Annotated in this window: 14 protein-coding genes and 2 pseudogenes; 7 read left to right on the plus strand and 9 right to left on the minus strand. The window is 62.7% G+C overall.

The genetic code is table 11. The annotated features are described in order from the left end of the window. The first annotated feature begins 215 nt into the window (after positions 1 to 215). Positions 216 to 2,144: an ATP-binding cassette domain-containing protein gene (locus P3T25_RS17460; RefSeq protein ID WP_429358518.1), complete on the plus strand. Its 1,929-nt coding sequence runs from the start codon at positions 216 to 218 to the stop codon at positions 2,142 to 2,144. A 138-nt stretch (positions 2,145 to 2,282) separates the two neighbouring features. Here P3T25_RS17460 and P3T25_RS17465 read toward each other — a convergent pair whose 3' ends face one another. After that, positions 2,283 to 2,531 (minus strand): hypothetical protein, encoded by a 249-nt coding sequence (locus P3T25_RS17465; RefSeq protein WP_154558980.1) that lies wholly within the window; start codon positions 2,529 to 2,531, stop codon positions 2,283 to 2,285. Between the two features lie 54 nt (positions 2,532 to 2,585). On the opposite strand from P3T25_RS17465, the gene P3T25_RS17470 reads away from it, so the two are divergent. From P3T25_RS17470 to P3T25_RS17480, 3 genes are all read left to right on the plus strand, one after another. Further along, entirely contained in the window at positions 2,586 to 4,571 is a 1,986-nt protein-coding gene (locus tag P3T25_RS17470) for a DNA topoisomerase IV subunit B (protein ID WP_154558981.1), read from the plus strand. Between the two features lie 67 nt (positions 4,572 to 4,638). Then, positions 4,639 to 6,963, plus strand: coding sequence for a DNA topoisomerase IV subunit A (parC, locus tag P3T25_RS17475; RefSeq protein WP_429358519.1), 2,325 nt, complete (start codon positions 4,639 to 4,641; stop codon positions 6,961 to 6,963). A 299-nt stretch (positions 6,964 to 7,262) separates the two neighbouring features. Further along, complete coding sequence (locus P3T25_RS17480) at positions 7,263 to 7,721, plus strand: CopD family protein (protein WP_028196844.1); 459 nt, start codon at positions 7,263 to 7,265, stop codon at positions 7,719 to 7,721. 9 nt (positions 7,722 to 7,730) lie between these two features. Here the strand turns inward: P3T25_RS17480 and P3T25_RS17485 are convergent, their stop codons facing one another. The 7 genes and pseudogenes from P3T25_RS17485 to P3T25_RS17515 form a co-directional block, all read right to left on the minus strand. Beyond that, positions 7,731 to 8,939, minus strand: coding sequence for a chromate transporter (locus P3T25_RS17485; RefSeq protein ID WP_154558983.1), 1,209 nt, complete (start codon positions 8,937 to 8,939; stop codon positions 7,731 to 7,733). Positions 8,940 to 9,161: 222 nt separating this feature from the next. Further along, positions 9,162 to 11,528: a bifunctional diguanylate cyclase/phosphodiesterase gene (locus tag P3T25_RS17490; protein WP_429358520.1), complete on the minus strand. Its 2,367-nt coding sequence runs from the start codon at positions 11,526 to 11,528 to the stop codon at positions 9,162 to 9,164. Positions 11,529 to 11,997: 469 nt separating this feature from the next. Next, a pseudogene (locus P3T25_RS17495) lies at positions 11,998 to 12,147 on the minus strand (PhzF family phenazine biosynthesis protein); the annotation flags it as partial. A 3-nt stretch (positions 12,148 to 12,150) separates the two neighbouring features. Then, a pseudogene (locus tag P3T25_RS17500) lies at positions 12,151 to 12,225 on the minus strand (PhzF family phenazine biosynthesis protein); the annotation flags it as partial. Positions 12,226 to 12,406: 181 nt separating this feature from the next. After that, positions 12,407 to 12,871: a RidA family protein gene (locus P3T25_RS17505; RefSeq protein ID WP_154558985.1), complete on the minus strand. Its 465-nt coding sequence runs from the start codon at positions 12,869 to 12,871 to the stop codon at positions 12,407 to 12,409. Positions 12,872 to 12,924: 53 nt separating this feature from the next. Continuing rightward, positions 12,925 to 14,121, minus strand: a complete 1,197-nt coding sequence (locus P3T25_RS17510) for a PLP-dependent aminotransferase family protein (RefSeq protein ID WP_429358521.1) — start codon at positions 14,119 to 14,121, stop codon at positions 12,925 to 12,927. Positions 14,122 to 14,196: 75 nt separating this feature from the next. After that, on the minus strand, positions 14,197 to 14,886 hold the full coding sequence (locus tag P3T25_RS17515; RefSeq protein ID WP_429358522.1) for a VOC family protein: 690 nt from the start codon (positions 14,884 to 14,886) through the stop codon (positions 14,197 to 14,199). A gap of 279 nt (positions 14,887 to 15,165) precedes the next feature. Here P3T25_RS17515 and P3T25_RS17520 point away from each other — a divergent pair, with 279 nt between their 5' ends. The 3 genes from P3T25_RS17520 to P3T25_RS17530 all read left to right on the plus strand — a co-directional run bounded on the left by P3T25_RS17520 (position 15,166) and on the right by P3T25_RS17530 (position 20,772). Further along, positions 15,166 to 16,620, plus strand: a complete 1,455-nt coding sequence (locus P3T25_RS17520) for a PLP-dependent aminotransferase family protein (protein WP_429358523.1) — start codon at positions 15,166 to 15,168, stop codon at positions 16,618 to 16,620. A 157-nt stretch (positions 16,621 to 16,777) separates the two neighbouring features. Further along, complete coding sequence (htpG, locus tag P3T25_RS17525) at positions 16,778 to 18,676, plus strand: molecular chaperone HtpG (protein WP_429358524.1); 1,899 nt, start codon at positions 16,778 to 16,780, stop codon at positions 18,674 to 18,676. 287 nt (positions 18,677 to 18,963) lie between these two features. Further along, entirely contained in the window at positions 18,964 to 20,772 is a 1,809-nt protein-coding gene (locus tag P3T25_RS17530; RefSeq protein ID WP_429358525.1) for a hypothetical protein, read from the plus strand. Positions 20,773 to 20,891: 119 nt separating this feature from the next. On the opposite strand, the gene P3T25_RS17535 is transcribed toward P3T25_RS17530, so the two are convergent. Beyond that, positions 20,892 to 21,398: an OmpA family protein gene (locus tag P3T25_RS17535; RefSeq protein WP_429358526.1), complete on the minus strand. Its 507-nt coding sequence runs from the start codon at positions 21,396 to 21,398 to the stop codon at positions 20,892 to 20,894. Between the last annotated feature and the right edge of the window lie 214 nt (positions 21,399 to 21,612).

The following is a 21,612-nucleotide window of genomic DNA, read 5'->3' on the forward strand; positions in this document are numbered from 1 at the left end:
GAGCGCGAGCGCCGTCCGGCCGTATTTTTCTGTTTTATCTCCTGGCTTGCGCAGGGCTTGAACGCAGTCGGATCCGGTCTGCATCGGGCTTGCGTACGGTTCCTCCCCATTTTGCAAGCCGGTCATTCGGCCTATCTCTTCCGGCATACAGGCACCTGCCCGCGCGCCCGGTACAATGAGCAGTTCCGACTCATCGCTGTCTTCTCCAATTCTCCATGTCGCTTTACACCATTACCGGGGCCCAACTGGCGTTCGGTCACGTCGCGTTGCTCGATCACGCGGATTTCTCTCTCGAAGCGGGCGAGCGCGTTGGGCTGATCGGCCGTAACGGCGCGGGCAAGTCGTCGCTGCTGAAAATCGTCGCCGATCTGACCAAGCCGGACGACGGCCTCGTCACGCGCCAACAGGGCCTGACGTCGGTCTACGTGCCGCAAGAGCCGGAGTTCGATACGGACGACACGGTGTTCGAAGCGGTCGCCGCCGGTCTGACCCACGCCCGCGAGTTGCTGGATCAATACGACGCGGTCGCCAATCAGCTCGCCGACGAGCCGGAAGGCCCGGAGCACGACGCGCTGATGTCGCGCATGAACACGCTGCAGTCGGCGCTTGACCATTCGGACGCCTGGAACTGGAGCACGCGCGTGGCCACCACGCTGCAGCAGATCGGTCTGAATGGCGAGGCGCGAGTCGGTTCGCTGTCGGGCGGGATGCAAAAGCGCGTCGCGCTGGCGCGCGCGCTGGTTGTGCAGCCGGACGTGCTGCTACTCGATGAGCCGACCAACCACTTGGACTTCGACGGTATCCGCTGGCTCGAGGAACTGCTGGTCTCGCTGCGTGCTGGCTTGCTCTTCATTACCCACGATCGCGCGTTTCTCGATCGTGTCGCCACGCGCATCGTCGAACTGGATCGCGGGCGTCTGCTGTCGTATCTGGGCAATTTCAGCGCCTATCAGACCAGGAAGGCGCAGCAGCTTGAAGTCGAGCAAGTGGAAGCGGCCAAGTTCGACAAGCTGCTTGCCCAGGAAGAAGTGTGGATTCGCAAGGGCGTGGAAGCGCGCCGTACGCGCAGCGTCGGCCGGATCGCGCGGCTTGTGCAGATGCGCAATGAACGCGCCGAGCGCCGCAACGTGCAGGGCAACGTCAAGCTCGACGTGGGCCAAGGTGAGAAGTCCGGCAAGATCGTTGCCGAACTGACCGACGTCACCAAACGCTACGGTTCGCGTACGGTGGTCGATACCTTCACGGCCACGGTCATGCGCGGCGACAAGATCGGCTTCGTCGGTCCGAACGGTGCGGGCAAGACCACGTTGCTGAAGATGATCCTCGGCGAGTTGCCGCCGGACGAAGGCACGGTGCGCATCGGCACCAATCTGCAGGTTGCGTACTTCGACCAGATGCGCGCGCAGCTCGATCTGGACAAGAGCCTGGCCGATACGATCAGCCCGGGTAGCGAGTGGGTCGAAGTCAACGGCCAGAAGAAGCACGTGATGAGCTATCTCGGTGACTTCCTGTTCGCGCCGGAACGCGCGCGGTCGCCGGTCAAGTCGCTGTCGGGCGGCGAGCGCAATCGCCTGCTGCTGGCGCGTCTGTTCGCGCGGCCGGCCAACGTGCTGGTGCTCGACGAACCGACCAACGACCTCGACATCCCGACGCTCGAACTGCTCGAAGAACTGCTCACCGAATACGACGGCACCGTGCTGCTGGTCAGCCACGATCGCGCGTTTCTCGATAACGTCGCGACCTCGGTGATCGCGTCGGAAGGCGGCGGCAAGTGGCGCGAGTACGTCGGTGGCTTTACCGACTGGCAGATTCAGCGCGACCGCTCGCAGCAGATGGCGCAGGAAGCGCAGAAAGAGGCAGCGAAGGAAGTGGCGTCGAAGGACGCTGGCGTGCCGGCTGGCCGTAATACGCAGCGCGCCGCGAAGATGTCGTTCAAGGAACAGCGCGAGCTTGAAGCGCTGCCGGCGCAGATCGCTGCGCTGGAAGCGGAGCAGAAAACCATCGGCGCCCAACTCGAAGACGGTTCGGTCTTCGCGAAAGACGCTCAGGAAGGCACGCGCCTGACCGAGCGCTACGCCGCGATCGACGAGGAACTGCTGATTGCACTGGAACGCTGGGACGAGCTGGAAAACAAGCGGAAGTGATGTGCGGGGACGGCGTGATCCGAGGTTGCGCCGAATTCATGCGGGGGGCGTGGCTGCGCAGCGGGCCCATCGTAATTTTCACGGTCCCGTAGTGGTCTCATCGCGGTCGCATAGTTGGCCGAAGCCGTGCGTCGCCCCTTATCCAAACGGCCAATCCAGCACCACGTGAATTGCCGCCCGTATCGAAATCAGTAAAATACCCCGCGAACAGGCTTCCCCCGGCGTTCGCACCGGCTGGCCGTTGCCGGGCTGTGGAGCCCGCATCGAGCCGCCGTCGAGCGCGCCCATGGGAAGCCAGGCGATAAAACACGTTGCCCGCACTGCGGGCACCCCACCTAACCCCGTTGTTTCGTTTCGCTTTTTTTGAAAACTCAACGCATTGTCCACGGACCTGTCCACAGGACCTGTGGACAACGATGAACCGACGCACCCGAGTCAACCATGTCTACGAAAAAGCCAAACGCCGCGTATAGCGAAGCGTCGATCAAGGTGTTGAAGGGCCTGGAGCCGGTCAAGCAACGGCCCGGGATGTACACCCGCACCGAAAATCCGCTGCACATCATTCAGGAAGTTATCGACAACGCGTCGGACGAGGCCCTTGGCGGCCACGGCCGGCAAATCACGGTCACGCTGCATACGGACCATTCGGTCTCGGTCGAAGACGACGGCCGTGGCATTCCGTTCGGCCTGCATCCGGAAGAAGGCGTGCCGGTCGTCGAAATCGTTTTCACGCGCCTGCACGCGGGCGGCAAGTTCGATAAAGCCGCCGGCGGCGCCTACACGTTCTCGGGCGGCCTGCACGGCGTCGGCGTGTCGGTCACCAACGCGCTGTCCACCCGCCTCGACGTCACCGTGTGGCGCGACGGCAAAATCGCCGAATTGGGCTTTGCCAATGGCGACGTTGCGAAGCAACTCGAAGTGCGACCTGCAACAAAGGCAGACAAGAAGTCCGGCACGCGCGTTACCGCATGGGCCAATCCGAAGTACTTCGATTCGCCGAACCTGCCGCTCGGCGAATTGCAGCGTCTACTGCGCTCGAAAGCGGTGCTGTTGCCGGGCGTCGAAGTTACGCTCATCAACGAGAAGACCGGCGAGACGCAAACCTGGAAATACGAAGACGGTCTGCGCGGCTATCTGCTCGAAGGCATGAACGGCAGCGATCTGCTGATCCCGCTGTTCGAAGGCGAGCGCTATGTCGAAAACTCGCGTGCGAGCGAAGAGACGTTTGCCGAAGGTGAGGGCGCGGCGTGGGTCGTCGCGTGGAGCGAAGAAGGCACGCTGATGCGCGAGTCGTACGTCAATCTGATTCCGACGCCTGCGGGCGGCACGCACGAATCCGGTTTGCGTGACGGTCTGTTCCAGGCGGTGAAGAGCTTTGTCGAGTTGCATAACCTGCAGCCGAAGGGCGTGAAGCTGCTGGCGGAAGACGTGTTTGCGCGCGTGTCGTTCGTGCTGTCGGCAAAGGTGCTCGATCCGCAATTCCAAGGGCAGATCAAGGAGCGCCTGAATAGCCGTGATGCGGTGAAGCTGGTGTCGTCGTTCTCGCGGCCGGCTTTGGAGCTGTGGCTGAACCAGCACGTCGAGCTCGGCAAGAAGCTCGCGGACCTCGTCATCAAACAGGCCCAGGCGCGTACGCGTGCCGGCCAGAAGGTCGAGAAGCGCAAGAGCTCTGGCGTGGCCGTGCTGCCGGGCAAGCTGACCGATTGCGAATCGACGGAAATCGGCCGCAACGAACTGTTCCTCGTGGAGGGTGACTCGGCGGGTGGCTCGGCGAAGATGGGCCGCGACAAGGAATACCAGGCGATCCTGCCGCTGCGCGGCAAGGTGCTGAACACGTGGGAAACCGAGCGCGACCGCCTGTTCGCCAACAACGAAGTGCACGACATTTCGGTGGCGATCGGCGTCGATCCGCATAGCCCGGACGACAAGGTCGATCTGTCGAATCTGCGTTACGGCAAGATCTGCATCTTGTCGGACGCTGACGTTGACGGTTCGCACATCCAGGTGTTGCTGCTCACGCTGTTCTTCAAGCATTTCCCGCAACTGATCGAACGCGGGCATGTGTGCGTGGCGCGTCCGCCGCTGTTCCGGGTCGATGCCCCCGCGCGCGGCAAGAAGCCGGCGCAGAAGCTCTATGCACTCGACGAAGGCGAGCTCGAAGCGATCCTCGACAAGTTGCGCAAAGACGGCGTACGCGACACGCAATGGTCCATCAGCCGCTTCAAAGGCTTGGGCGAAATGAGCGCGGAGCAGTTGTGGGATACCACGATGAACCCCGACACGCGGCGCCTGACGCCGGTGGCACTCGGCGAACTCGACTATGACGCGACGGTCGCGCGTATGACGATGCTGATGGGCAAGGGCGAAGCGGCGTCGCGGCGCAGTTGGCTGGAAGAAAAGGGCAACGAAGTAGAAGCGGATATCTGAGCGAGCGTTCTTAACAACGCTCTGCCTTCGCACAAAACTTCACGCCAAACACGGATACGGAATCTAGATGGACGACGATAACACTCTCGACCTTTTCACCGAGCCGCCGCCCCCGGAAGGCGACTTCCTGACGCTCGGCAACTACGCGGAACGCCAGTACCTCGACTACGCGGTGAGCGTGGTCAAGGGGCGCGCGCTGCCTGACGTATGCGACGGCCAGAAGCCGGTGCAGCGCCGCATCCTGTTCGCCATGAACGACATGGGCCTCGGCGACAACGCGAAGCCCGTCAAGTCGGCGCGCGTGGTCGGCGACGTGCTGGGTAAGTACCACCCGCACGGCGACCAGTCGGCGTACGACGCACTGGTGCGTCTCGCGCAAGACTTTTCGATGCGCTACCCGCTGATCGACGGCCAGGGCAACTTCGGTTCGCGCGACGGCGACGGCGCAGCGGCCATGCGCTACACGGAAGCGCGCCTGACGCCGATCGCGAAGCTGCTGCTCGACGAGATCGACCAGGGCACGGTCGACTTCATGAAGAACTACGACGGCGAATTCGAAGAGCCGAGGCTGTTGCCCGCGCGCTTGCCGTTCGTGTTGCTGAACGGCGCATCCGGCATTGCGGTGGGTCTCGCCACGGAAATCCCGTCGCACAATCTGCGCGAAGTCGCAGCGGCTGCGGTGGCGATGATCCGTAATCCGAAGATCGAGCACGCCGAGTTGATGCAACACATCGCCGGGCCGGACTTCCCGGGCGGCGGCCAGATCATTTCGAGCGACGCGGAGATTTCCGCGGCCTACGAAAGTGGCCGCGGCAGCCTGAAGGTGCGCGCCCGCTGGAAGATCGAGGAGCTCGCGCGCGGCCAGTGGCAACTCGTGATCACCGAACTGCCGCCGAACACGGCTGCGCAGAAGGTGCTCGAAGAAATCGAAGAGCAGACCAACCCGAAGATCAAACTCGGCAAGAAGGCGCTCACGCCCGAACAGTTGCAGACCAAGCAGACCATGCTCGCGCTGCTCGACGCCGTGCGCGACGAGTCGGGCCGGGACTCGCCGGTGCGTCTCGTGTTCGAGCCGAAGTCGAGCCGCATCGATCAAACCGAATTCGTCAATTCGCTGCTCGCGCATACGAGCCTCGAGTCGAACGCGTCGCTCAATATGGTGATGGTGGGCGGCGATGGCCGGCCGCGTCAGAAGGGCTTGAGCGAAATCATCCACGAGTGGATCGCGTTCCGTTTCGCGACGGTCACGCGCCGCACGCGTCATCGTTTGAGCAAGGTCGACGACCGGATTCATATTCTCGAAGGCCGGATGATCGTCTTTTTGAATATCGACGAAGTCATCCGCATCATCCGCGAATCGGATGAGCCGAAGGCCGCGTTGATGGCCGCATTCGGCTTGTCGGACCGCCAGACCGAAGACATTCTCGAAATCCGCCTGCGTCAGTTGGCACGTCTCGAGAAGATCAAGATCGAGAAGGAACTGTCCGAACTGCGCGACGAGAAGGCCAAGCTAGAAGAACTGCTCGGCAGTGAATCCGCGATGAAGCGTTTGCTCATCAAGGAAATCGAAGGCGACGCGAAGCAATACGGCGACGAGCGCCGCACGCTGATCCAGCAGGAAAAGCGCGCGACGTTCGAAGCGCGCGTGGTCGACGAGCCGGTGACGGTGGTGGTGTCGCAGAAGGGCTGGGTCCGCGCGCTGAAGGGCCACGGCCTGGATGTGGCCGGCTTTACGTTCAAGGCCGGCGACGGACTCTACGCGGCGTTCCAGTGCCGCACGCCGGATACGCTGGTTGCGTGGGGCAGCAATGGCCGCGTCTACTCGGTGGCGGTTGCGATGCTGCCGGGCGGGCGGGGCGATGGCGTGCCGGTCACGTCGCTGATCGAACTCGAGTCGGGCAGCCACCTGATGCATTACTACGCGGCGTCCGCGGATCAGGCATTGCTGCTTGCGTCGAGCAACGGCTTCGGCTTTGTCGCCAAGGTCGGCGACATGGTGAGCCGCGTGAAGGCGGGCAAGTCGTTCATGACGATCGACGCGGGTGCCGCGCCGCTCGCGCCGATGCCGATGTTGCCGGATGCGACGCACATCGCGTGTCTGTCTTCGGGTGGACGCCTGCTGGTGTTCGGCCTCGACGAAATGAAGACGCTCTCGGGTGGCGGACGCGGTGTTACGCTGATGGCGCTCGACGACAACGAAACGCTGGTGCAGGCGCTGTCCATCAACAAGGCGGGCGTGGTGCTGATCGGCACGCGTCGCGGTGGCCGTGTCGACGAAGAGAAGCTGAGCGGCGCCACGCTCACGCCGCATATCGGCAAGCGGGCGCGCAAGGGGCGCGCGCCTGAGAGCAAGATGAAGCTCGACGGTATGCGTCCGGTACTCGCTGCGTAATCGTAGCTAGTAGTTAGCAGGTGGTGGATAGAAGTAGGTAGAGCCAGGCATCAACGAGGCGTGTGCTTTAAAGCGCAAACAGCAACAACGCGCACCTTGAAGCACACGCCGAGCGTAGCAAAAATCCGGGGTGCAGCACCGTCGCGGTATCGGACGCGCTGCAATAACAACTACAAAGAGTGTTAAGACGCTGCCAGTACATGGAACTGCACGCATAGCGCGCGGTCGAATGCGCTCAATAGCCGCTACCAATATCACTCGTCATAAGCGGTGTGGCGTCATCGGGAGAGGAAAACAAAATGAACAAGGCTGTCGAACTCGCACTCTTTTTGCATCTGCTCGCAGTCGCCGTGTGGGTGGGTGGGATGGTGTTCGCGCATTTCTGTCTGCGCCCGGCCATTGCCGATCTTTCGCCGCAACTGCGCTTGCCTTTGTGGGAATCGGTGTTCGGCCGCTTCTTCAACTGGGTCGCCGCAGCCGTGCTGGTGATTCTCCTCACTGGCGGCTTCCTGCTGATGCAATTCGGCGGTGGTCACGCCACGTGGCCGTTGCATGCCATGGCTGGCCTCGGCATCGTGATGATGCTGATCTTCGGGCACATTCGTTTTGCCGTGTTCCCGCGCATTCGCCGTGCGGTGCAGGCGCAGAAGTGGCCGGATGGCGCGCAGGCGGTCGGTACGATCCGGCGTCTCGTGCTGGTGAACATCGTGCTGGGTGTGGTGACGATCGGTGTGGCGGTGTTGTCGCGCGGGTTCTGACGCGCCCGCCTACTGCATGGCGCCGTAGGCAAGCCACAACCCAAACACGACCGCCACGGTCCCGTACACCACATACACCGGCACCTTGAGCTTTGCGAAGCACATGCCGGAGAACAGCGCCGTCACCAGATACACGGGTTGGAACGGCACATGCACTGCGATGCGCAGCACGGCCACCGCCAGAAACGCGGTGGTGACCGCGCGCAAGATCCGCATGCCGTGCTCGAAACGCGGATTGGCCTTCAACTGATGCAGATGCCGTTGCGCCAGCACGACGAGGCAGCCCGATGGCACAAAAAGCGCGAGCGTAGCAATCAGCGCGCCCACCCAGCCATCCACCAGATATCCGAAGAACGGCACCACATTCAACAGCGGTCCGGGCGACAACGGGGAGAGCGAAAACGCCAAGGTGAAGTCGTTATCCGACACGCCGATCGCCGGCGTGACGAACAATGTCTTAAGTACCGGCAACGCCGAGAAGCCGCCACCGAACAAGGTCATGCCCGCACCGGCCAGCCGCGGCCATAGCAGTGCCAGTTCATAGCGATGCGGCAACGGCAGGGCGAACAACACCAGCAACACGCTCAATGCGGCCAGCATGTGCCAGTCGCCTCGACCGATCGACACCACGATGCGAGAATTGCGAACCGGGCTGACCAGCCAACCGGTGCCGAAGGCTGCGCCGAGCATCACCACATAGGCCGCGGGACTGCGTGCATAGAAGAGCGCCACGCAACCGATCCCCGCCGCGATCCATTCGAGTTTGCCGCGCACCAGCGCGCGCGTCTGTTTGTACCAGGTGATCGCGATCAGCGTGGCCAGCACCACGCTGAAGTGATTGAGCAAGGTTTGGGAAGCGGCGGCGTGCACGAGCGGCGTGCGATAGAAGATCGCGAATAGCGTCATCAGCACGAAAAAGGGCAGCACGCTTGCGACGCCCGCCACCCAGGCGCCGGCGCGTCCCCGCAGCGCATGCCCCAGTTGCACGGCGACATTGCAGCCCACCGGCCCAGGCACCATCCAGGCGAGCGCGATCAGATCGGAAAAGGCCACGCGCGAGAGCCGACCCTCACGTTCCACGTAATGGTTTTCGAGTTGCGCCATCAGCGCGAGACCGCCCCACGACAGCGCCGACAGGCCGAACACGACCCGGAACAGCGTCCATAGCGGTTCCCGTTTTCCTCGCCTGGCGGCATTCTGGCTCGTGATCGACTGCATGGCGACGCGGGCCCCCGCACGCGGGCGGCCCGCCCTCTGAGATCATCGTTTTGTGTGTATTGGCGCGGCCAGCAGACAGCATCGCGCTGTGACGCAGTACAGCGTGAATGTAGCCGGTTTTGCGATGCAGCGGTTGGATAAGCGCGGGAGGTGCCGCACCTACGCTTATAGGCTGCATGCGGTGCGCTTGTGCGTGACAGGCCCGCCACCGCCGGGCCGCATTCAGCTATTGGTGCTCGTGCTGGTGCTGGACACGCTGCGGATGCTGTCGACATCATGCACAGCGCGGTGACCCTTCATGCCGCATACGCCGAAGCGTTCGAGCAGCGCCGGAATCGCTTCGACCGGCACCGGACGCGAGAACAGGAAACCCTGCGCCTCGATATGGCCGAGCGCGGCGAGCCACGCAATCTGCTCTTCGGTCTCCGTGCCTTCGACCACCACCGTGAGTCCGAGCGAACGCGCCAGATTGACGATCGCGGTGACCATCACGCAGACACTACGGTCACCGGGAATCGCCTGGACGAACGAACGGTCCACCTTCAGCGTGTCGACCGAGAAGCGGTTCAGGTAGGACAGCGACGAATAGCCTGTGCCGAAGTCGTCGAGCGCGATGCGCACGCCGAGGCGCTTCAACGCGAAGATTTTCTCCGACACGAGTTCGGGATATTCCATCATCGCCGTCTCGGTGATTTCGAGTTCGAGGCGGCGCGCGGAGATGCCGCTTTCCTCGATCGCGTGCGAGATGGTTTCGTACAGATCGCCGCGCCAGAACTGCACCGCGGAGATGTTCACCGCGAGCGAGAGCGTGTCGTAACCCTGTTGCTGCCACAACGCCAGTTGACGGCACGCGGTCTCGATCACGAAGTCGCCGATGGGCACGATCAACCCGGTCGATTCGGCGACCGGAATGAATTCGTTGGCCGGAATCAAACCGTGTTGCGGATGGTTCCAGCGCACCAGCGCTTCGAAACCGGTGATACAGCGGCGCGTCAGATCGATCTTCGGCTGATAGGCGAGGAACAACTGGCCTTCGGTGAGCGCGACGCGCAACTGCTGTTCCCACTTCATCAAATGGTCCGCGCGGTGCGACAACTGCGGCGAATAGAACTGGTAGCAGTTCTTGCCCGCGTCCTTCGCGCTGTACATCGCGAGGTCGGCTTTTTTCAGCAGGTCGATCTCGCTCTCGTTGGCGACCGAGTAGAGCGCGATGCCGATGCTCGCGTGCAGCACGAACGAACTGCCGCGCACTTCGAAAGGTTTGGCGAACGCTTCGGCTGCCGCTTCGGCGAGTGTGACGGCGCGCTTCTCGACGTCGTCGCCCTTGATCACCACGACAAACTCGTCACCGCCGATGCGGCTCAAGGCGCCACCGTCGCCGACCGCGGTGGCGAGGCGCGAGGCCGTCATTTGCAGCACGATGTCGCCGGCGTTGTGGCCTAGCGTGTCGTTGACGGTCTTGAAGTTGTCCAGGTCGATGAAGAGAATCGCGAGGCGCCCGAGATTGGAATGCTGCGCCACGTCGTGCCGCAATGTTTGCAGCGTCGCATAGCGATTGCGCAAACCGGTCAGCAGATCGTACTCGACCAGATGCGTCATCTCGCGCTCGCGCCCGAGCAGCTTGCCGATCAAACCGGTGGCCACTGCGAAGAAGCTCAGCATCGCGAGCGAGATGAAGCCCGCCATCAGGAGGTAGACGTTGCGCGTGTGGTTGTAATCGGTGAATTCCTCGGCTTGCGACAGGCCCACCAGCACGCCGAGCGGATAGCCGTCGATATGCCGGTACGAGACGATACGCGTGATGTTGTCGATGGAATCGACGTAGGTGCCTGACACATGCTCCGAGGTCGGGTACGAGCCGCTCGCCGAGAATGAGCCGCTGGCGGTGTCGACGCTACCGGTGCGGCGCGCCAACACCGTGCCGTTGTCCGAGATCACCGCGATCACGCCTTCGCGGCCAATGGCCGCGTTGTTGTAGAAGTCGCTGGTGAAATAGCTCGGATCTTCGGAGACCACCACGACGCCCGCGAACGAGCCGTCGGGATGATTCAGACGCCGCGTCATCTGCAAGGTCCAGTGGCGGGATACGCGGCCGAGCACCGGCTTGCTGATATACAACTGGTCGTCGTTTTCGTGTTCGTGGACCTTGAAGTGTTCGCGGTCCGACAGATCGATGCGTTTGGGATTGGGTTCGGCCGTGTTGGCGATCAGCGTGCCGTGCTCGTCGATCAGCGACACCTGCACCAGCGTCTCACTTTGCACCACGCCTTTTTCCACCGTGCTGGCGAGATCAAAATGATTCGGCGTTTTTTCGAACTCGTATTTGACGAAGCGGGTGATCTGGTCGACCTGGTGAATCGCCTTGACCGTGTGCTGCTCCAGCGCCGCGGAGAGAATCGCGGCAGAGGCCATCGCCTCACGATTCGTGGCTTCTTTCTCAACCGACAGGCGCGCGAAGATCACGGCCCAAAGCAGGATCAGCACCAGCACGCCGAGCGCCGGAATGGCGAGCAAGGCACGGCGGCGCGACACAGCAGGGTCGCGGCGGGGTTTGGCTTCGCGCTGGTCGGAGAAGCGGAACTGGCTCATCGGGCGGCCCGTTCCCTGGTGCCGGCCGGTTGCAACTGCGCGAGCATTGACTGCGCTAATTTCATGGGTGGCTGCATGGTGACCAAGGTGCCGGGACTGCTGCGCAGGGGAAGGGAGCGTGGCGTCGTGCCTGACCATCCGCAGGTCATCGGGTACGTTTCGATATTACTTAATGCCACTGGATTAAGGAAGGGTCCGCGCATCGGGTATACGCGGGCGCAACAGGCCGTCCTGGACGGCTGAATTCGCAGCCGGCGCAGCCAGCCTTGGGGCTGCGGCCTGGCACTTGTTTTTGAATATTTCATCAGGATCTGGAATTCAGGTGTGCCAAGCCTCTCGTCATGCATGGCGCATTAATCGCGCAAACGGTGCGGCATTCTTTTGTTAAGCGTGGCCTGAAGCGGCGAAACACGGCCGGCGTTCAGCGGCAGGCCGGCGCGCGTCAACCTGCAATCGAGCGCTGCGCCGTTCATGGCAACCGGAACGTGCCGTCGACGATCGTCACCGACGGCCCGCCGATCCACGTTTTGCCGGCTGCATCGTCGTAGTGCACCGAAACGTTGCCGGCACGGCCCAGCATGGTGCCCTGGCGGGCCGTGTAGTGCGAGCCGGGCCTCAACTCTGCAAGCGGATTGCCTTTGAACGGCACCGACGTGAACACGTCGACTTGTTTGAAACGAACGGTGTGGGCGGTCATCGGGCGCAGTCCGGCGAATCCAGCAGATTGATGGGCTTCGCGGATTCTACCTGGTGGCAAAGGAACGATCTACCTCACCACAAATGCAAAACGCGCCGCAGGTGACAGACACCTCGCGACGCGTTCAGTACGCTTGGAACGACCGGCCGGGCGAACCGGCGGCCGAACCTGTTGGCGATTGTTATTCGACTTCGGCGATCATCTCGATCTCGACGCATGCGCCGAGCGGAATCTGCGCCACGCCGAACGCCGAACGCGCATGTTTACCGCGCTCGCCGAACACGTCCGCGATCAGTTCGGAGGCGCCGTTGGTCACCAGATGCTGCTCGGTGAACTCGAGCGTCGAGTTGACGAGGCTCATCAGCTTGACGATGCGCGTGACGCGGTTCAGGTCGCCCACATGCGTATGCAGCGTGGCGAGCAGGTCGATCGCGATGGACCGCGCGGCGGCCTTGCCTTCTTCGGTGGTGAGGGTGGCACCGAGCTTGCCGGCCCACACCTTGCCGTCTTTCTTCGCGATGTGACCCGACAGGTACACCGTGTTGCCGCTTTGCGCGCTCATCACATAGGCGGCTGCCGGAGCGCCTGCGCTCGGCAGTTCGATGCCCAGTTCCTTAAGCTTGTCGTACACATTTGATTGAGCCATGGTGTGTCCTTGGTCAGTAGTTGAGTTCGGTGGCGCGGGTTGGTCGAGACGGCTTAGACCTTCGCGCGGATCAGCGCCGCGAGACGCGACACGCCTTCGTCGATCTTGGCCGGCGGCACCGTGACGAACGACAGGCGCAGCGTATTGTGCTGCGCTTCGCTCGCAAAGAACGGACCGCCCGGCACGAACGCGACATTCTGCGCGACGGCTTCTTCGAGCAGCTTCATGCTGTCGATCTGCGCGGGCAGATTCACCCACACGAACATGCCGCCTTCCGGACGGTTCCAGCTTACGCCTTCCGGCATGTAGCGTTCGAGCGAGGCGAGCATCGCCGCGCATTGATCGCGATACAGTTCGCGAATGGTCGGCACGTGCGTGTCGAGGAAGCCGTCCTTGATTACTTCGTACACGATGCGTTGCGTGAAGCTCGGCGTGTGCAGATCGGTGGCTTGCTTGGCCTGCACGAGCTTGAAGATCAACTCTTCGGGCGCAATGATGTAGCCGACCCGCAGGCCCGGCGCCAGCACTTTCGAGAACGAGCCGAGATGGACGATGTGATCCGGCGCCATCGACAGCATGGTGGGCAGCGGTTCACCCGCGTAGTCGAGCGCGCCGTAGGGATCGTCTTCGATTACCGGGAACGGTGCGGTCTTCGCGAACGCGGCCAATGCACGACGGCGTTCGACCGGCAGGCGGCGGCCCGTCGGATTCTGGAAGTTGGGTTGTGTGTACAGGAGGCGTGCGCCGGCCGTCAGCTCGGATGTGAGCGCTTCGGGAATCAGGCCTTGCTCGTCGGTCGGCACCTGCACGTAGCGCGGCTCGTACATCGAGAAGGATTGCAGCGCGCCGAGGTAAGTCGGCGTTTCGACCAGCACGGGGCTGTCCGGGCACACCAGCACTTTGCCGAGCAGGTCGAGCGCTTGCTGCGAGCCGGTCGTGATCAGTACCTGCGAAGGACGAATCTGCGCGCCGTTCACCGAATAGCGCTGCGCGATCCATTCACGCAGCGGCAGATAGCCTTCGGTCGCGCTGTACTGCAACGCCGCGGCGGGCGCGTCGCGCAGAATGCGGTCGGATGCTTCGCGCATGCGCTCGGCCGGGAAGGTCGCCGGCGAGGGCAGGCCGCCCGCGAACGAAATGACTTCGGGCCGTTCCGTGACCTTCAGGATCTCGCGGATCGCCGAGCTCGTGAGCTTGCGTGCGCGTTCGGACAGTTGCCACGTGGGGGCTCTCAAGTCGCTTTGGTCCATGGTCTCCTCTGCTGGTATCTCTGGAACCGGTCAAAACTTCGATTATCGCGCGAGTTGACGACCCGCGCGCGCTGCTTATTTAAGGGTCCGTAGACCCTCGGGTGTTTCAAACTCGGCGACAAGTGCCGGCGCGCCTTCCGTGGGCTCGAGTGCGATCAGGTGCGCCGCTCCCAGCCAGTGCAATTGCGCGGCGATCGCGTCGGCCTGCCGATGTACTGCTTTCAAAGCTTTCAGAGCGATGTCCGTTTCCGGCAAGGCCGCCGATGGGTGCCGCGGCGTGTCCCACTGGATCAGCGTCGGCAGTACGCCATCGCCGGCGCCTTGCCACGCGGGGAAGGCGCCATCTTCAGGCACCGACAGACCCCAGGTGAAATCGCCGCGCGTCATCGGCACGATCGGTGGAATGCGCTGGGGATACTGCGTCTGCCACGCCGCGAGCTGCTTCGGCCGGTCGACTCGGGCAACCCAGTGCGACAGGTACGGGCCTTTTTCGAGCCGCGCTTGCGTCGCCGGGTCGTCGAGGGCGAACAGGCGGGCACGAGGCGCGGCGCCATCCGCAGGTTCTGCCGCCTGCGGGTCGACCGCAATCACTTCCAGATACAAGCCGCCCCACAGATTCAGCAGACGATTGTGCGTGCGCATCAGCGGATGCGCGCCACCGCCGGCCGGCGCGACGCCGAGCGTGTCGGCAACGTACTGCGTGCCCTCGTCGAGGGTACGGGCGGAAATCACGAGGTGATCGAGACGGAGCGAATGGGCAGTCATGGCGGATCAGGAAAACGGTTTCTGCGGTAAGCCGGAACGCGCGCCGGGTGCGGCAGCAGCGTTGCCGGGGTCGTAAGCATAACCGTTTGCCGGGTCGGCGGGCCAGGCGGATGGCGTTTGGGCGGGTCTTGCCCGAACTCGCTCGTGAGCGGCGGAATGCAACCCAGGCCGCCTCATCATCCGTTGCTTATCTTAAATGTAGCCTTGAATGTAGCGGCGGCAACCGGCACAGTAACGGTACAATCGACTCGATACCGTTCGGTACAGTTGGAGCCCGCTATGTCCGTCCCGCTTACCCAGATTCCCACGCCGCACGATACGACGTCGCTGACGCTGGTCGAGCAGCTCGTCCAGTGGGCGCGCCGCCGCATCGAGGAGCGCGTGTTTCGTCCCGGCATGCGCATGCCGTCGATCCGCAAGCTTGCGCTGGACAAGGGCGTATCGCGCTTCACCGTGGTCGAGGCGTATGAGCGGCTGGTGGCGCAGGGCTACCTGGAGTCGCGGCGCGGTTCTGGCTTCTATGTGCGTGAACGATTGGGCGGTGCGCCGACGGCCGAGATCCGCACGATCGCCGCAGCGGCGCCCGCGCCGGCCACGATCGACGTCGTCTGGCTGCTGCGCAATATGTTGCATACGGGCGCGCGCCCCGAGCGCAGTCCGGGCCTCGGCTACTTGCCGGGCCGCTGGCTCGACGGCGATCTGATTACCAACGCGCTGCGCACGCTAGGCCGGCAAAGCGGCGCGCAGATGCTCGGCATCGGCACGCCGCAGGGCTTTTTGCCGCTGCGCCAGCAATTGCAGACGCGGCTGGAGGAGCTGGAAATCGGCGCTTCGCCGGATCAGATCGTGATGGTCTCCGGCATTACCCAGGCGATCGACCTGATTTCGCGGATTTACGTGAAGCCGGGCGATGCGGTGATCGTCGGCGATCCGGCCTGGTTTCAGATGTTCGGGCGCTTCGCGTCGCAGGGCGCGCGGCTGGTCGGCATGCCGTACACGCCCGATGGGCCGGACCTCGACGCGCTCGAGTCGCTGGTCGAGACCTGGCGGCCGAAAATGCTGGTGATCAATTCGGTGCTGCAGAACCCCACCGGCACCTCGCTCACGGCCGCGCAGGCATTCCGCATTCTGCGTCTGGCCGAAGCGTACGATTTCATCGTCGTCGAAGACGATATTTACGGCGATCTGTGCCCGCCGAGCTATCCGGGCACGCGTCTCGCGAGCCTCGACCAGCTAAAGCGCGTGATCTACCTGGGCAGCTTTTCGAAGACGCTCGCGCCCAATCTGCGCGTGGGTTTTATCGCCTGCGCGCCCGAAGTGGCCACGGCCGTCGGCGATCAGAAAATGCTGGTCGGCATGACGAGCCCCGAACTGAACGAGCGCGTGCTCTACAAGATTCTCACTGAGGGCCATTACCGCCGGCACGTCGAGCGGCTGCGCGCGCGGCTCGACGGCGTGCGCGAAAAATCCGTGCGGATGCTCGAGAAGACCGGTATGAAGCTGTTTCTGACGCCCGCGGCGGGCATGTTCCTGTGGGCCGACACGGGCGTCGATGCGAGCGCGCTCGCGGCCGCCGGCCACGAAGAAGGCTTTCTGCTGACGCCGGGTAGCCTGTTTTCTCCGCAGCAATCGCCCACCACGTGGATGCGCTTCAACATCGCCAACTGCGGCGATCCCGAGCTGTCGACGTTCCTGTGCCGCTATCTCGACAGCGTCGCGCGGCGCGCCTCTTGAAACCGCGCCGGGCTGCCCCAACTTAGCGGCGACACGGCAATCCGGCCATCCGGCGGCACGGCCCCGGCGGCCTCGGCGGCCCAAGTGGCCCAAACGGCTCGCGGCCGTGCGCCACGCCTGACTAGAACCCCATTCGTAACAGAGAGGAAGTCCGACCATGGCACAAGAAACCATGAGCTTTCAGGCAGAAGTTAAACAACTTCTGCACCTGATGATCCATTCGCTGTACAGCAACAAGGAAATCTTTCTGCGCGAGCTGATTTCGAATGCGTCCGACGCGGCCGACAAGCTGCGCTTTGAAGCGATCGAAAATAGCGGACTGTACGAAAACGATCCGAATCTGCGGATTCGCGTCTCGTACGACAAGACCGCACGCACCGTCACCATCGACGACAACGGCATCGGGATGAGCCGCGACGAGACGATCTCGCATCTCGGCACGATCGCTCGTTCGGGCACCAAGGAATTCTTCGGCAAGCTCTCCGGCGACCAGCAGAAAGATGCGGCGCTGATCGGCCAGTTTGGCGTGGGCTTTTACTCGGGCTTCATCGTCGCGGACAAGATCACGGTCGAAACGCGCCGTGCCGGTTTGCCGGCCTCGGAAGGCGTGCGCTGGGAAAGCGCAGGCGAGGGCGATTTCGCGGTGGAGCAGATCGAACGCGCCGCGCGCGGCACGACCATCACGCTGCATCTGCGCGCCGATGAAGACGAGCTGCTGTCGTTGCATCGTCTGAAGTCGATCATCCAGAAGTACTCGGACCACGTCGCGCTGCCCATCGTGATGGCGAAGGAAGAGTGGGACGCTGAAAAGAGCGAGATGGTCACGAAGGACGAAGACGAGACCGTCAACCAGGCGAGCGCGCTGTGGACCCGTTCGAAGAACGACATCACGGAAGAACAGTACAAGCAGTTTTACCAGCATCTCTCGCACGATCATCAGGATCCGCTGACGTGGACGCATAATCGCGTTGAAGGCCGCAGCGAATACACGCAACTGCTGTACGTGCCGACGCATGCACCGTTCGACATGTTCAACCGCGATCATCGCGCCGGTCTGAAGCTGTACGTGAAACGTGTATTCATCATGGACGACGCCGAGCAATTGCTGCCTGGCTATCTGCGTTTCGTGAAGGGTGTGGTCGATTCGGCTGATCTGCCGTTGAACGTGTCGCGCGAAATCCTGCAGGAAAGTCGCGACGTGAAGGCGATCCGCGAAGGCGTGACCAAGCGTTCGCTGTCGATGCTCGAAGAATTGGCGAACGCCGAAAACGACGCCGATAAGGAAAAGTACGCCGGCTTCTGGAAGGAATTCGGTCAGGTGCTGAAGGAAGGCATCGGCGAAGATTTCGCCAATCGCGAGCGTATTGCGAAGCTGGTGCGTTTCGCGTCGACGCATACGGAATCGCCGGAGCAAAACGTCTCGCTCGCCGATTACGTTGCGCGGATGAAGCCCGAGCAAACGAAGATCTACTACGTGACCGCCGACACCTGGCAGGCCGCGACCCACAGCCCGCATCTCGAAGTGTTCCGCAAGAAGGGCGTGGAAGTGCTGCTGCTGACCGATCGCGTCGATGAATGGATGCTGTCGTTCCTGAACGAATTCGACGGCAAGCCGCTGCAAAGCGTCGCGCGTGGAGATCTCGATCTGGGCGCGCTGAATGACGAAGAAAAGCAGGCGCAGGAGAAGGTCGGCGAAGAGTTCAAGCCGCTCGTCGACAAGATGAAAGAAGCGTTGAAGGACAAGGCCAAAGACGTGCGCTTGACGTTCCGCCTGACCGATTCGCCGTCCTGCCTCGTGGCCGACGATGGCGAAATGAGCGGCTATCTGCAACGTATGCTGAAGGCGGCGGGTCAGGAAGCGCCGTCGTTCCACCCGATTCTCGAAGTGAATCCGGAGCATGCGCTGGTGAAGGGCTTGCATGCGGACAGCGTGAATTTCGACGACTGGTGTCATCTGTTGTTCGATCAGGCTTTGCTTGCTGAAGGCGGCGCGCTGGAAGATCCGGCCAGCTTTGTGAAGCGTACCAACGCGTTGTTGCTGGCGCGTGCTGGTTGAGTTTTCGAGTTTGAATTGAGTCTGGACCGGCGTCGTTTTGACGCTTGTGATCGAAAAATGCGCTGCCTTGGCAGCGCATTTTTTTTGCCCTCCTTTAACCAATCAAACCCATTCAACGCGCTAAATCGAGATTGATTTGTGAGATGTGAAAACGTGGTTCTGTCTTATGCTTGCGCGATCGAAATTTGGATGCTTAAGGGACTATTTGCAGTCTCCCGGCCGTTCACGCATCCGATCTCATTTCTGCAATTGCGCATTGACGCGCCGCGATAACTTTCTGTATTCCCATGTCCGATTCCGCACTACCAACCCCCGCCGATCCCGTGCATCTCCTGTGGTCGATCTTGCGCGAGCAAGGTTTCGACGCTGCTGAGCGACGGGCCCTCGAACTCATTGCAGAGGGCGTCACGCCGCAATTGCACGCGGACCTGTGCGCGAGCGCAGGGCGTTTTGAAGCGGCGTACCACAGTGCATCGCAACCGCAGATGCAGTCGGCAACGAACGGCGCGCGTTACGCCCGGTTAGCCCTGTTCGCCGACGCACTCGGCCGCGCTGACGCCGCGCAGCGCAACAGCGAGTTGGCGGTAAGCGCCCAGCCGTCGGCAGCGACGCTCGAATGGATCGTCTGGTTGATCGATCGCTGTGGCGCGCATTCGGCGGCGGCACACATGTTGCGCGCGTACGAGCAACACGAACCACAGGATGCCCGCGCCCCCTGGTGGTTGGCGATTGCGCTTGCGACGTCGCCGGATGCAAGCGCGCGAGCCGAGCGTCGCGTGGCGCTGTTGCGGGCCTATGTGCTCGATCCGGCGATCCACCCCGCGTTGCCGTTGCAGCTCGTGCTGGCTTTCCGCGAGATCCGCGATTGGCCCACGGTGGAACGCGTTTGTCGTGAGGTGCTGACACGCCATCCCGCCGATGCAGAAATCGCCTGGCAACTGAGCCATGCGCAATGGCAGTGCAACGACGCCGCCGCGGCCGAGGCAACCATGCGCGCTGTCGATGTCGCCGCGCCCGGCAATGCCCACGTACTGGGCGCGATCGGCATGTATCTGGCCGAGCAGGCGCGTTTTGCAGAAAGCGAAGCGGCGCTGCATGCAGCGCTCACGCTCGACCCGTCGGCATCGCAGGCGGCCGTCGATCTGGCTGATCTGAAGTTGCGGCGAGGCGACTGGTCGAACGCATGGCCACACTTCGCGGCGCGTCTGACGCGCGACGATCGAGAGTCGAACAACGTCGTGACGGTGATGGAACGGCTATGTCCGCGCTGGCAGGGTCAATCGCTGGGCGGCAAGACCTTGATCGTGCACAGCGAACAGGGCAACGGCGACGATATTCAGATGGTGCGATTCGTGCACGAACTGGCGGCGCGCGTACGCGATGAAGGAGGTCGGCTGGTGCTCGCAGTGCGCCGGGCGTTACAGCCGCTGTTTGCGCGTTTTTACGTGGATTGCGTGTCCATCGAGGACGGACCGCTCGGCAAGCCTCACTTTGGGCTGCCGATCATGAGCGTGCCGTCGGTGCTTGGCTTGCAGTCTGACCAGGTGCGCGGCGGTGCCTATCTAACTGCCGATGCAAGTCGCGTGGCGGCATGGCGCGAGCGGATCGGCGCGTGGAGTGGGGAGGCGGCGCGATTGCATATCGGCCTCGTTTGGTCGGGCAGCCCGACGCATCGCCGCGACGCGAAGCGGTCGATTCCGCTTGCGACGCTGGCTCCCGTGCTCGCGCTACCCAATATCGTGTTCCATCCGCTGACGCCGGGCCGTGACGCCGATGTGGCGACGCTGAGCGGAGAGGGCTATCGCGTTTGCGATCTGACTGCGCACTATCAGGCCGGTTTCGACGACGTGGCCGCGCACGTGAGCGCGCTCGATGCGGTGCTCACCATCGACAGTGCACCTTTGCATCTGGGCGGCGCGCTGGGGCGCCCGGTGCTGGCGATGCTCGATCACGTGTCGCACTGGACGTGGGGCAATGAGGAGACGCAACCGTGGTACGACTCGGTTGATCTGTTCCGGCAGCCGCGGCCGGGCGCGTGGGAGCCGGTGGTCGAGCGCGTGGCGGCCCAATTGCGGGCAATGTTAAGCGCGCAGTAGTTGTTCGCGCGAATCGCGCGGAACCTGGAAAACCGCGTCCGAAAGAACAAGAGCGCACACGTAGAAACGCCCGAATGACGCGGGCGTTTTTTTCGAACCTCACATCAGATGACGAACACCTACTTCTGCCCCATCAGCGTATCCATCGTTTCGCCGCGCACCACGATCTCGGTGCGCCGGTTCAGCGCGCGCCCTTCGGCTGTATCGTTGCTCGCGACGGGGTTGTTGTACGCGTAGCCCTTCGTCCTGATCCGGTCCAGTGCCACGCCGCGCGCCACGAGCGCATAACCTACCGCAGTGGCGCGCGATTCGGAAAGCTGCTGGTTATAGTCGAGCGTGCCGACATTGTCGGTGTAACCCTCGACCAATATCGGCTTCTTGCTGCGCTTGAGCAGAACGGCCGAACGATTGATGACGGCCGCTGCATCACCACGCACTTCGGATTTACCGAACTCGAACAGCGCGGCTTCGGGCAGCTTGACTGAGACACCATTGGCAACCGGCGTCACCTCGATGCCGACAGCCTTATTCAACGATGTTTCTTTGTCGCGGTTCAGCGGCGCCGCGCAACCCGCCATCAGCACGACAGACATTGCGCATGCAGCAGCGCCCGGGAACGTTTTCATGTTTCTTTTTCTCCTTCAATATCCGATCACATGGCACGCCCTTCGATCGCGGGCGGACCGTCGACTTGTTAAAGCACGAAGGTTGTATCGCGCGTCGCTGGACCAGGAGAATCGGAACTGTCTGAAATCGATACACTGATTGAGGCGGTTCCGTCCGGCATGGAGATCGACTGACATTCCCGACGGGACGGCAGGTGAGGGACTCGCGATCCTC

This window comes from Paraburkholderia sp. GAS32 (assembly GCF_050434225.1).
In the GTDB taxonomy this organism is placed as follows: domain Bacteria; phylum Pseudomonadota; class Gammaproteobacteria; order Burkholderiales; family Burkholderiaceae; genus Paraburkholderia; species Paraburkholderia madseniana.

Bases quoted from the DNA above. Each gene is read 5' to 3' on its own strand.
- P3T25_RS17460 (WP_429358518.1), top strand. From the start codon at position 216: ATGTCGCTTTACACCATTACCGGGGCCCAACTGGCGTTCGGTCACGTC.
- P3T25_RS17470 (WP_154558981.1), top strand. From the start codon at position 2,586: ATGTCTACGAAAAAGCCAAACGCCGCGTATAGCGAAGCGTCGATCAAG.
- parC (WP_429358519.1), top strand. From the start codon at position 4,639: ATGGACGACGATAACACTCTCGACCTTTTCACCGAGCCGCCGCCCCCG.
- P3T25_RS17480 (WP_028196844.1), top strand. From the start codon at position 7,263: ATGAACAAGGCTGTCGAACTCGCACTCTTTTTGCATCTGCTCGCAGTC.
- P3T25_RS17485 (WP_154558983.1), bottom strand. From the start codon at position 8,939: ATGCAGTCGATCACGAGCCAGAATGCCGCCAGGCGAGGAAAACGGGAA.
- P3T25_RS17490 (WP_429358520.1), bottom strand. From the start codon at position 11,528: ATGAGCCAGTTCCGCTTCTCCGACCAGCGCGAAGCCAAACCCCGCCGC.
- P3T25_RS17505 (WP_154558985.1), bottom strand. From the start codon at position 12,871: ATGGCTCAATCAAATGTGTACGACAAGCTTAAGGAACTGGGCATCGAA.
- P3T25_RS17510 (WP_429358521.1), bottom strand. From the start codon at position 14,121: ATGGACCAAAGCGACTTGAGAGCCCCCACGTGGCAACTGTCCGAACGC.
- P3T25_RS17515 (WP_429358522.1), bottom strand. From the start codon at position 14,886: ATGACTGCCCATTCGCTCCGTCTCGATCACCTCGTGATTTCCGCCCGT.
- P3T25_RS17520 (WP_429358523.1), top strand. From the start codon at position 15,166: ATGTCCGTCCCGCTTACCCAGATTCCCACGCCGCACGATACGACGTCG.
- htpG (WP_429358524.1), top strand. From the start codon at position 16,778: ATGGCACAAGAAACCATGAGCTTTCAGGCAGAAGTTAAACAACTTCTG.
- P3T25_RS17530 (WP_429358525.1), top strand. From the start codon at position 18,964: ATGTCCGATTCCGCACTACCAACCCCCGCCGATCCCGTGCATCTCCTG.
- P3T25_RS17535 (WP_429358526.1), bottom strand. From the start codon at position 21,398: ATGAAAACGTTCCCGGGCGCTGCTGCATGCGCAATGTCTGTCGTGCTG.